Raw genomic sequence first — 12270 nt, 5'->3', positions numbered from 1 at the left:
AGCTTAAACGTATAAAGCAAAATCTAATCGAATGTTATTTCGCTAGTCCAGATAATCGCGTTTTTCTAGATGCAGGGATACTAGGTGCCAATTGGCATCCTGCCGCCAGCTAGGATTGGCAACGATTTGACTAGCCACCTTGCGCGCTTCTTCCAAAATGGGATAATCCTCCACGATGTCCGCCACCTGAAACTCTGGAATACCAGACTGACGGGTCCCAAAAATTTCACCTGAACCACGCATCTTGAGGTCTTCCTCAGCCAGAACAAAACCATCTGTCGTCTCAGTCATGATTTTCATCCGTTTCTTCCCAGACTCCGTCTTGGGATTGGCAACTAGAACGGCATAAGACTGCTTATTTCCTCGACCCACTCGTCCCCGCAGCTGATGAAGCTGGCTGAGTCCGAAGCGGTCGGCATCCATGATAACCATGATAGTCGCATTCGGAACATTGACGCCGACTTCAATGACTGTAGTTGACACTAGAATATCCGTTTTCCCATCCTTGAAGTCCTGCATAATGGCCTCTTTTTCGTCATTTTTCATACGACCGTGAAGGAGAGCCACCTGAGCCTGATTGGCAAAGTAGGCCTTGAGCTCTTCCTCTAGAGCAATCGCGTTTTTCAAGTCCAAAGCCTCGGATTCCTCAATCAAGGGAGAAATGAAGTAGACTTGGGCACCCTTGGCCAGCTCTTTTTTCATCCAGTCCAAGACCACTTCCAACTGCTCATGCTTGACCCAACGAGTAATGATGGGCTTGCGGCCAGCCGGCATCTGGTCGATGATAGAGACATCCATATCGCCAAAAGCAGTAATGGCCAAAGTCCGAGGAATAGGCGTGGCTGTCATCATGAGAACGTCTGGATTATTTCCCTTTTCCCGCAAAATCCGACGCTGGTCCACCCCAAAACGATGCTGCTCATCAATAATGACCAAGCCCAGTCGATGATAGACGACCCCTTCCTGAATCAAGGCATGGGTGCCGACCACCATATCTACTTGCCCCGACTCTATGGCAGCTAAAGTCTCTCTGCGTTCAGCAGCTTTCATACCACCAGTTAGGAGGGCCAAATTCAGCTCAGGAAAGAGCTGAGTCAGACTGTCCAAATGCTGTTCAGCCAAAATTTCTGTCGGAACCATCAAAGCCGACTGATAGCCTGCCGTATGGGCGGCATACATGGCCAAACCAGCCACCACGGTCTTACCACTACCAACATCTCCCTGCAGGAGGCGGTTCATGTGGGCAGGCGATTGCAAATCACCGAGAATTTCTTCCAGACTTCGCTCCTGAGCTTCCGTCAGAGAAAATGGCAGCTCAGCCTTCTTTTGAGCCAGCATTTTTTCCTGCCAAGGAATAGCCAGTCCCTGGCTGACATCCTTGGTTTCATGCTTCAGAACCTGCAGCTGCATCTGAAAATAAAAAAGTTCTTCAAATTTGACCCGACGCAGGGCCTGCTTATATTCCGCCAAATCCTTAGGAAAGTGCATGGCCCTCACAGCTTGAGTACGCCCCAAAAGCTGGTAGCGATCCAGAAGGATAGGAGGGAGATTTTCCTCCAATAACTGATCCAAACCTTGGTCAAAGGCCGCCTTAATCAGCTTGACTAGACTTGCCTGACTAATCCCTTGGGCAACTCGATAAACTGGCTGCAAGTCATCTTCAACCTGAGCTAACACCTTCATCCCCGTCAGACTAGCCTTGGCTTTATCCCATTTACCAAAAATAGCCACCGTCGCTCCCAGTTCGATCTTATCTGCTAGATAAGGCTGATTGAAAAAATTGACTGCAATCGCGACTTCTCCCTGCTTGATTGTGAAACGCAGGCGATTGCGCTTGTAGCCATAATACTGGACATTAGCTGGAGTCGCGACGATCCCAGAAATGACCGCCTTTTCTCCATCTTCTAAATCAAGGACATTCTTACTCTTAAAATCTTCATAGCGAAAAGGAAAATAGAGCAGGAGATCCTGCAGGCTCTCAAGGCCTAGTTTTTTAAATTTTTCAGCCGATTTTGGCCCCACTCCTGGCAGAGCCGTCAAAGCCTGGTGCAGATTCATCCCGTCTCCTTTCCTTCTTCTTGATTGTCTTTTACTTTTTATACTCTCTCGGTACCCTATCGCTGATTAAGCAGACCACTTCATAGTTAATCGTACCACGCTTTTCTGCCACATCCGTTGCTGTGATAAGCTCGGCGCCACTCTGGCCAATCAAGACCACCTGCGTTCCCAAAGGATAGACTCGAGGCAGACGTACCGTGATTTGATCCATAGAAACCCGACCGACAATAGGACAGCGCTGACCATCGATCAAGACATCAAAGCCCTGCATGTCGCGGGTCCAGCCATCGGCATAACCCAGAGGAATCGTTCCAATGATTTGCTGGCTATCACTGGTATAGGTCGCCCCATAGCCGACATGGGCGCCCGCTTGAATTTCTTTGACGTGAACCAGAGCAGATTCTAAGCTCAGAGCTGGTTTGACCTCATAAGGCAGGTCCAGCACTCGTCCGCTAGGATTCAATCCGTAAATAATATCGCCCAGCCGAACAGCATTCATAATCGTTTCACTATGCCAAAGAGTTGTTGCAGAGTTACTAGCATGCACAACTGGCGGCAAGAAAGCTAACTCACTCAAAATCTCTTTAAAACGATTTAATTGGGCTACAAAATGACTTGTATCTAATTCATCTGCAGTTGCAAAATGAGTAAAAATTCCTTCTACCACAGCTCCTGCTGCTTGCAAGCGGCTAATTGCTTGCTGGGCTTCTTGACTATCACGGAAGCCAATGCGTCCCATGCCTGAATCAATCTTTATATGAACAGTCAAGCCCGTCAGATCAGCTTGCTGGTTCAAGAGCTCCTCCAACCAAGCTAGGCTAGCCACTGTCAGGGTAATCTGCTGCTGGATCGCTAAAGGCACAGCCTCCAATGAAGAAACACCCAAAATAAGAATGGATTTAGCAATGCCAGCTTCTCGTAGTTCGAGGGCTTCGTCAATATTAGATACACAAAAACCATCTACAAGCGGCTGAATATGCTGAGAGACAGGAACCGCACCATGTCCATAAGCATTGGCCTTGACTACTGCCCACTTCTGGACCGACTGGGGAATATGAGCCGCAATTTGCTCAATATTAAATGCAATAGCAGACAGGTCTATGACTGCTTTAGTGGGTCTATGTAGACTAGCTTTCATTGTCTTCCTCCAAAATCACACTGGCGGTCACCAGATTTCCAGCATGACTGATTGATAGCCATACCGAACCAGCAAAGGGGGACTTGCTAAAATAAGGCGCCCCCTTATCATCATTTAAAATTTCCAAATCCTGAAAAGTCACAGGGCCAATACCGGTCCCCCAAGCCTTGGCAAAGGCTTCCTTGGCTGACCAGCGACCCGCCAAATATTCCAGCTTGCGCTTGCCCTTTAAGGAGCCAAATCGAGCCAACTCCTGAGCCGTCAAGATTTTCTCAACAAAGCGCGCATTCTTCTCGTAGGCCCGACCAATGCTGGAAATCTCCTCTATATCTATTCCGTGTCCTCTTATCATACTTCTATTAGGAATACGAAGCAACGCCCTTCTCCCAAGGAGATTGAAAGAAAATCTAATTTCGACAAGGCAAACCGATGAGAATGACACTGAAATGTATCAAAGAGGTTTAACATCATCAAAATTAGATTTTCATAGAGTATGAGCTTGCCTATATTCGTTAGCAGACTCCTATCAAAGCCTCCTAATCCTTTCTATTTAAGCTTCTTTTTCTAAGGTTTCATAGATTTCCTGAACGAGCTGTTCAGTCTTATCCCAGCCCAAGCAAGGATCGGTAATAGACTTACCAAAGACTTCTGGCTCATTCTGGCGGCCATCCTCCAAATAGGATTCAATCATGAAACCACGCACCGACTTCTTGATTTGCTCATTCCAAGCACGGTTGATCAGAGTCTGACGGATAATCCGCACCTGCTCCAGATACTGCTTGCCAGAATTATCGTGGTTGGTATCAATTATGATAAAAGGATTGGACAGCTTCATATCTTCATAGCGTTTGATCACATCCAGAAGATTCTCGTAATAGAAGTTAGGCTTGTTCTTACCGTACTCATCTAAAGCACCACGCAAAATCACATGCGCCAGGGGATTGCCTAGAGTTTCCACTTCCTGACCATGGTAAAGGAAGATTTGTTTATTTTGAGCAGCGTAAACGGCATTAAACATGACTCCAAGATTGCCAGATGTTGGATTTTTCATACCGACCGGTGCATCAATACCAGAAGCTACAAAACGGTGTTCTTGATCTTCAACCGAACGAGCACCTACGGCATGGTAACTGACCAAATCATCTACCAGCACTAGATTAGAAGGATAGAGCATTTCGTCAGCTGTGGTCAAGCCTGTCTCAGTAATGACTCGGTAATGAAGCTGGCGCACTGCCTTTAACCCATTGATCAAGCTTGGACTTTTTGAAGTATCCGGCTGGTGGACGAGCCCTTTATAGCCGTCACCATTGGTCCGAGGCTTGGCAGTATAGACCCGCATGACGACAAAAATCTTATCCGCCACCTTCTGCTGCAGGTCAGCCAAGCGGCGAGCGTACTCCAGCACCGCCTCTTCATTGTCAGATGAGCAGGGACCGATAATCAAGAGCAAGCGTTGATCTTCTCCCTTGATGATGGCAGCCAATTCCTGATCACGCTGATTTTTCTTTTGTAAAGCTTGGTCTGACAAAATCGTTGCAGACTTGATCTGCTCGATGTCAATTTCCTGACCTTTTTCTATAAATGCCATATTATTTACCTAGTGTATCGTATATCTCATGGACGAGCTCAACCGTCTTGTCCCAACCTAGACATGGATCTGTGATAGATTTGCCAAAGACTTCTGGCTCATTTTGTCGGCCGTCTTCCAAGTAAGATTCTATCATAAAGCCACGAACAACCTTCTTGATTTTATCATTCCAGTCGCGGTTGATCAAAGTCTGACGAACAATCCGAACTTGCTCCAAATACTGTTTGCCAGAGTTGTCATGGTTAGTATCGATGATGATAAATGGATTTTCTAATCCCATTGCTTCATACTGGGCGATTGTGTCCAGCAGATTATCATAATAGTAGTTCGGAATGTTTTTGCCATATTCATTGAGGGCACCGCGCAGAATCGCATGAGCCAAAGGATTTCCACTCGTCTCTACTTCTCGATTTGCAAAGAGGAAGCTCTGCTTGTTTTGAGCCGCATAAATGCCATTAAACATGACATTTAGATTTCCAGACGTAGGATTTTTCAAGCCAGTCGGGAAATCCGCTCCACTGGCTACAAAGCGATGCTGCTGATCCTCAACAGAACGAGCACCGATCGCCATATAGGAAATCAGATCATCTACTAGGGGAAGATTTTCTGGGTAAAGCATCTCGTCAGCCGTCGTCATTCCGGTTTCTGAAATCACACGGTAATGCAGGTTGCGCACCGCCTTAATCCCGTTGATTAGACTAGGTGCCGCTGTCGCATTAGGCTGGTGAATCAAGCCCTTATAGCCATCGCCATTGGTCCGTGGCTTGGCAGTGTAGACCCGCATGACCATAAAGATCCGATCTTTGACTTCTTCCTGAAGAACTGCCAAACGCTTAGCGTATTCCAAGACAGCTTCTTCATTGTCTGAGGAGCAAGGACCGATGACCAAAAGGATACGATCATCCTCACCGCGGATAATAGCTTCTAGTTGGCGATCTCGTTCTTGCTTACGAGCTAGAATAGAACCTTCTAACTTAGCAAGCTGACGCACTTCTGCTACATTGATTGGTTGACTAGTTGCTTTAAAGGTCATCTTCTCTCCTTATAAACTACTTCTTGCGACCATGGCAGTTTTTAAATTTCTTACCTGAACCACATGGACATAAATCATTTCTTTTAACAGAAGACAAATCAACATTTTCTGGAATATTTGGATTTTGGGCAGCAATATTACGAGTAGCTGTCGTGCTGATACTGTGCTCTGTACGTGGACGTTCTTGCTCATGGATCTGTGCTTTCATCATGAGACGAGTCACATCAAACTCGATAGAGCCAATCATATCATTAAACATCCGGAAACCTTCTGCCTGATACTCAACAACTGGGTTGTTCTGAGCATAACCGCGCAGTCCCACAGCCTGGCGCAATTGATCCAAGGCGTCGATATGATCTGTCCATTTACTATCTACCACTCGGAGAATCAGCACTTTTTGGAACTCTTGGACTGCTTCTTCATCCCGAAGCTTAGAAATCTGATTGTCATAAACTTCAGAAGCTCGCTCCATCAAGTAATCTTTGATTTCTTGCTTGGATTTACCTTCTATATCATCAGCTGAGATAGAGTCCTCTGGTACAAGATTATATTTAGCAAAATTCAGAATCGCTTCAATTCTTTCATCATGGTCTGAATGGCTGCTACCATCTACGATCCGATTAATCGTCCGACGGATCATAGCATGAATTTCTGGAGCTAAATCACGGTCTGCTGTGATGACATCATAGCGTTGAGAATAAATAATCTCGCGTTGCTCACGCATGACATCGTCATATTGAAGGACTTGCTTACGAGTATCGTAGTTATTTCCTTCAACCCGTTTTTGAGCCGCTTCAACCTGACGCGTCAGCATCCGAGACTTGATGACGGACTCTTCTTCGCTCAGATTCATCCGATCTAGCACAGCCTTAATGCGCTCTGAACCGAAACGTTTCATCAAATCGTCTTCGAGAGATAGGTAGAATTGTGATTCGCCTGGATCACCTTGACGACCTGAACGTCCACGAAGCTGATTGTCAATCCGGCGGCTTTCATGGCGCTCTGTTCCGATGACACAAAGTCCACCCAATTCACGCACACCTTCACCTAGCTTAATATCGGTACCGCGTCCAGCCATGTTGGTCGCAATGGTAATAGCACCACGCTGACCAGCATTCATGATGATTTGTGCTTCTTTATAGTGGTTTTTAGCATTCAGGACTTCATGAGGAATTCCCGCAGCCACTAATTTTTGAGAAAGATAGTCACTCGTGTCAACTGATACTGTACCGACCAAGACAGGCTGACCTGTTTTGTAGCGTTCCTTGACGTCTTCTACTACTGCTTTAAACTTAGCTTCCAAGCTAGGATAGAGCAAATCTGGATGGTCAATACGTTGAACTGGGCGGTTAGTTGGGATTGGGATAACGCGAATATTATAAATTTCGCGGAATTCTTCTTCTTCTGTTTTACCAGTACCTGTCATCCCTGAAAGCTTTTTATACATACGGAAAAGGTTCTGGTAGGTAATCGAAGCAGATGTTTTTGATTCTTCTTGGATAGGCACAGCTTCTTTTGCTTCAATCGCTTGGTGGAGTCCATCAGAGAAACGACGGCCTTCCATTGTACGTCCAGTAAATTGGTCAACGATGAGGATTTCCTGCTTTTCGCTAACGACATAATCCACATCTAGGGTCATAATATAGTTAGCACGCAAGGCATTGTCGATAAAGTGCGTCAAAGCAACATTCTCAAGGTCGTATAGATTTTCTAAGTTAAAGTAACTTTCAGCCTTGTCGATACCTGAATCTGATAAACCAATCGTCTTAGATGGAATATCAATGATATAGTCATCTTTTTGAAGTGTTTTCACAAAGCTATCCGCTCTATAATAAAGCTGATTCGTATCAGAAGCTGTCGGTCCTGACACGATCAATGGCGTACGCGCTTCGTCAATCAAGATAGAATCCACCTCGTCAACCAAGGCATAGTTAAGCGGACGCTGTACCATATTTTCAGCCCGAACCACCATGTTATCGCGCAGGTAGTCAAAACCAATTTCAGAGTTGGTTGAGTAGGTGATATCACAAGCATAAGCTTCTCTTTTTTCCATTGGTGACTTAGATGCTAGATTGATACCAACAGAAAGTCCCAACCAAGAATAAAGTTCACCCATCTCAGTCGCATCACGCTCTGATAAGTATTCATTGACTGTAACAACGTGAACTCCTTGACCAGACAAGGCATTCAGGTAAACAGGCATAGTCGCTGTCAGGGTTTTTCCTTCCCCCGTACGCATTTCTGGCACATCACCATGGTGAAGGACAATCCCCCCCATAATCTGAACCTTATATGGGAAAAGACCTAAGACACGCTTCGCTCCTTCGCGGACAACTGCAAATGCTTCAAACAAAAGTTGATCTAAAGTTTCACCATTAGCATAACGTTCCTTAAATTCAACCGTTTTTGCTTGTAATTCTTCATCGGTCAAGGCTGCCATTTCGTCCTCATAGGACATGACCTTGTCCGCCATCTTTTCTAATTTTCTTATTTCACCTTTATCATTTTCGATGATTTTTTTTAAAATATTAGCCATTTTATTCCTTACTCGCTATGTTCTGTTTATAAATGTTTCCTCTCATTATAGCATGTTTCCCCATATCTTTCAAGAAATAATCCATTTGGCAATTGGCTTGAAAGGCTGTCATTTCTCAATTTACACGCTTATCTGCCTAACTCTTCTTGCTCTCAAATTTGCTAAATAATCATGGTTTTCACAAAGTAGTTTCTCGCATAATTCTCATAATTTCGATATAATAATAGCAATGAATATCAAAGAAGAAATTATCAAATTATCAAAAGACATTGGCATTTCTAAAATTGGCTTCACGACAGCAGATGACTTTGACTATCTGGAAAAGTCGCTGCGCTTGGCCGTAGAAGAAGGTCGAAATTCAGGATTTGAACATAAGAATATTGAGGAGCGGATCAAGCCCAAACTGAGTCTAGCCTCGGCCAAGACCATCATCTCTATCGCAGTCGCTTATCCCCACAAGCTCAAGCAACAGCCACAAAAGACAGCCTACAAACGGGGGAAATTCACTCCCAACAGCTGGGGGCTGGATTACCACTATGTCCTACAGGACAAGCTAGATCGGCTTGCAAAGGGAATTGAGGAGTTGACTGCCAACTTTGAATATAAAGGCATGGTGGATACAGGAGCCTTGGTCGACACCGCTGTAGCCCGGCGAGCAGGAATAGGCTTTATCGGCAAGAACGGCTTGGTCATCTCCAAGGAATTTGGTTCTTATATGTTTCTGGGTGAGCTCATTACCAATCTGGACATTGAGCCTGACCAGCCTGTCGACTATGACTGCGGAGACTGTAATCGCTGCGTAACAGCCTGTCCTACCTCCTGCCTCATTGGCGATGGGACTATGAACGCCAAGCGCTGCCTATCTTTTCAAACCCAAGATAAGGGCATCATGGACCTAGAATTTCGCAAAAAAATCAAGACAGTCATCTATGGTTGCGACATCTGCCAAATTTGCTGCCCCTATAATAAAGGTTTAGACAATCCGCTCGCAACTGAGATTGACCCCGATCTAGCTCATCCCGAGCTCCTACCTTTCTTGGAACTTTCTAATGGTCAGTTTAAGGAAAAATTCGGCCATATAGCAGGTAGCTGGCGGGGCAAAAACATCCTGCAGCGCAATGCCATCATTGCTCTAGCCAACGCTAATGATCGCTCTGCCATTCCCAAACTGCTAGAAATTATTGACAAGGGACAAAATCCAGTCCATATCGCTACGGCCATCTGGGCTCTCAGTCAGCTAGTACGCGAAGCTAGTCCTGAAATGATTGAGATGATTCTCGCTGTGAAAAATCCCACAGAAGCTATCAAAGAGGAACAGGAACAATTCCTAAAGAAATTCCACTTAACTAACTAAAAATAAATACAGTCTAATTTAGAAACTGCCTTAGAACGCAACTTATACTAAATCAGACTGTATTTTTATGTTATTCAATTAGAAGCCATCTACGTTGGTGTAGATCTTTTGGACATCTTCATCATCTTCCAAAACGCTATAGAGTTTTTCAAAGGTTTCGAGGTCGTCACCAGTCAACTCCACTTCTGACTGAGGAATCATTTCAAGCTCTGTCACTTGGAATTCTTGGATACCAGATTCACGCAAGGCCACGATTGCTTTATGCAGATCAGTTGGTGCTGTATAAACAGTGATGCTTCCATCTTCTGCTTCCACATCATCCACATCTACATCTGCTTCTAAAAGCAATTCAAAGATACTGTCTGCATCATCCCCAGCAAAAACGATGACACCTTTATTATCAAAAAGATAAGATACAGAGCCACTAGCACCCATGTTCCCGCCATTTTTCCCAAAGGCTGCACGAACATTGGCTGCAGTCCGGTTGACATTCGAAGTCAAGGTATCAACAATCAGCATAGAACCATTTGGCCCAAAGCCTTCATAACGACCTTCTGTAAAGGTTTCATCCGTATTTCCCTTAGCCTTGTCAATCGCCTTGTCAATAACATGCTTTGGTACTTGCGCTTGCTTAGCACGATCAATAACGAATTTAAGGGCTGTGTTCAACTCAGGATCTGGTTCACCTTTTTTCGCTGCTACATAGATCTCTACACCGAATTTAGCATAAACTTTTGAGTTTGCGCCGTCTTTAGCTGTCTTCTTAGCTACAATATTGGCCCACTTACGTCCCATTGGAATTTCTCCTTTAACTATTCTACATTTTTAATCTTCCTTATTATAACACAGGAAAGACGAAAAATCATCCAACAAAAACAGGAAACTTCTCAATTCCTAAAAATAATCCAGCCAAATACGATCTTAAATCAAAATAACCTCTGATCTGCTTTATGGGCTCCTTATCTACTCTGTTTTGCTAAAATTTCTTGGTACATCATCTATATAGCAGTATAACTGAGATAAAAAGGATCAATACATCATTTCTCAGCACTTCTAACAAATCACATCCTTTAGGCCTGTTTGGTAGTAATATACCTACCTTGCCGACCTTGCCGAAATAATCTCTCTTTTATTACTACCAAAACTGAGTGCGCACATAAACAAAAAAGCGATAACTTCTTTACGAAGTTATCGCTTTTTCTGAGCTGTTAACTAATCGTCTACAACTCTTCAGTGATTACTATCCAAGCTGTGAAGAATTAATCTTCTTCTTTCAATCTTGGTTTAATCAAGCTGACACCTGCGAGTGTTGCAACAATTCCTAAACCAAGTACTGCTGCTGAAGATGATTTCTCACCTGTATTTGGCAGAGCAGTGGTTCCAGGAACTTTCGGTTCCACTGGCTTGTTCGGTATTTGTTTATTTGGTACCGGAGCTGGAGTTGGTGGTACCGGAGTTGGCGGTACTTCAGCTTTCTTGTAGGTTACGACTTCATCGGCTGGTTTAGCTGAGTCTGCTGTAACTGTCACATCTGCTACGCTTGCTTTATCTGCTACGTAACCCTTGATGTCTGGTGAAGTTTGTCCCTTGATCACGTCATCTTGTGATGTCCATGGGCCTTTTTCTACGATCGCTTTCGTTACGACGTTGATCTTCAGAATACGCGTGAATTTAGCGCTGTCTGTGAAGCTTGGTGCTGCTTCTTTACCATCTTCGTATACGTACTTGATCGTACGGCTCAATTCTTTCACAGCTTCTTGTTGAGCTGACTTGATCTTATCATCTGTCCACTTAGGTCCATCCGGATTCTTAGGATCCATTGGATCGTTTGGTTTCGGTGGATTGTTTGGATCGAATGGTACTACGCCTTCTTCCAGTTGAACAGTGTAGTTTTGGTCCTTGCTTGCATCATCATCAAAGTTTTGTGGATCCTTGAACTCATCGTTCACAACCTTGTAACCTTGGTTAGTCAATTCTTTCAACTTCGCAAGGTATTGGTCACGGCTAATTGGTTCGCCTGACTTACCGCCTTCTGAGATCTTCGCCAATTCTTTCTTAGCTTGGTCTACGAAGGTGATGGTTGCTTTTTGATCAGCCTTCTTGTAAGTTACGACTTCATCTGCTGGTTTAGCTGAGTCTGCTGTAACTGTCACATCTGCTACGCTTGCTTTATCTGCTACGTAACCCTTGATGTCTGGTGAAGTTTGTCCCTTGATCACGTCATCTTGTGATGTCCATGGGCCTTTTTCTACGATCGCTTTCGTTACGACGTTGATCTTCAGAATACGCGTGAATTTAGCGCTGTCTGTGAAGCTTGGTGCTGCTTCTTTACCATCTTCGTATACGTACTTGATCGTACGGCTCAATTCTTTCACAGCTTCTTGTTGAGCTGACTTGATCTTATCATCTGTCCACTTAGGTCCATCCGGATTCTTAGGATCCATTGGATCGTTTGGTTTCGGTGGATTATTTGGATCGAATGGTACTACAACTTGACGCATAGCAACGGTGAAGGTTTGATCCTTCTTATCGTCGTTGTCGAAGGTCTTAGGTCCCTTGAACT

At 44.6% G+C, this 12270-nt stretch carries 9 protein-coding genes; 1 reads left to right on the top strand and 8 read right to left on the bottom strand.

Annotated elements, in window-relative coordinates; translation table 11 throughout:
- Positions 1–42: 42 nt before the first annotated feature.
- The 6 genes from recG to secA form a co-directional block, all read right to left on the bottom strand.
- Entirely contained in the window at positions 43–2058 is a 2016-nt protein-coding gene (gene recG / locus Q0191_RS04700; RefSeq protein WP_125382037.1) for an ATP-dependent DNA helicase RecG, read from the bottom strand.
- Positions 2059–2089: 31 nt separating this feature from the next.
- On the bottom strand, positions 2090–3196 hold the full coding sequence (gene alr, locus Q0191_RS04695; protein ID WP_005591069.1) for an alanine racemase: 1107 nt from the start codon (positions 3194–3196) through the stop codon (positions 2090–2092).
- Positions 3186–3548, bottom strand: coding sequence for a holo-ACP synthase (acpS, locus tag Q0191_RS04690; protein ID WP_297664267.1), 363 nt, complete (start codon positions 3546–3548; stop codon positions 3186–3188). The genes alr and acpS overlap by 11 nt, the downstream gene beginning before the upstream one ends.
- Positions 3549–3746: 198 nt before the next feature.
- Positions 3747–4784, bottom strand: coding sequence for a 3-deoxy-7-phosphoheptulonate synthase (locus Q0191_RS04685; RefSeq protein WP_297664265.1), 1038 nt, complete (start codon positions 4782–4784; stop codon positions 3747–3749).
- A 1-nt stretch (position 4785) separates the two neighbouring features.
- Positions 4786–5817, bottom strand: coding sequence for a 3-deoxy-7-phosphoheptulonate synthase (locus Q0191_RS04680; RefSeq protein WP_297664263.1), 1032 nt, complete (start codon positions 5815–5817; stop codon positions 4786–4788).
- Between the two features lie 16 nt (positions 5818–5833).
- Positions 5834–8353, bottom strand: coding sequence for a preprotein translocase subunit SecA (secA, locus tag Q0191_RS04675; protein ID WP_297664262.1), 2520 nt, complete (start codon positions 8351–8353; stop codon positions 5834–5836).
- A 229-nt stretch (positions 8354–8582) separates the two neighbouring features.
- Here secA and queG point away from each other — a divergent pair, with 229 nt between their 5' ends.
- A complete protein-coding gene (gene queG, locus Q0191_RS04670) occupies positions 8583–9707 on the top strand; it encodes a tRNA epoxyqueuosine(34) reductase QueG (RefSeq protein WP_297664260.1) in 1125 nt (374 codons plus the stop codon).
- Between the two features lie 78 nt (positions 9708–9785).
- Here the strand turns inward: queG and Q0191_RS04665 are convergent, their stop codons facing one another.
- A complete protein-coding gene (locus Q0191_RS04665) occupies positions 9786–10502 on the bottom strand; it encodes a YebC/PmpR family DNA-binding transcriptional regulator (protein WP_297664258.1) in 717 nt (238 codons plus the stop codon).
- Between the two features lie 464 nt (positions 10503–10966).
- On the bottom strand, positions 10967–12270 hold a 1304-nt coding region (locus Q0191_RS04660), incomplete at its 5' end, for a mucin-binding protein (protein WP_297664256.1).

The sequence above is a fragment of the uncultured Streptococcus sp. genome (genome assembly GCF_938036805.1).
Classification (GTDB): Bacteria; Bacillota; Bacilli; order Lactobacillales; family Streptococcaceae; genus Streptococcus.
Note: the sequence above shows the minus strand (reverse complement) of the source record. Positions and strands in the feature narration are given on the sequence as shown.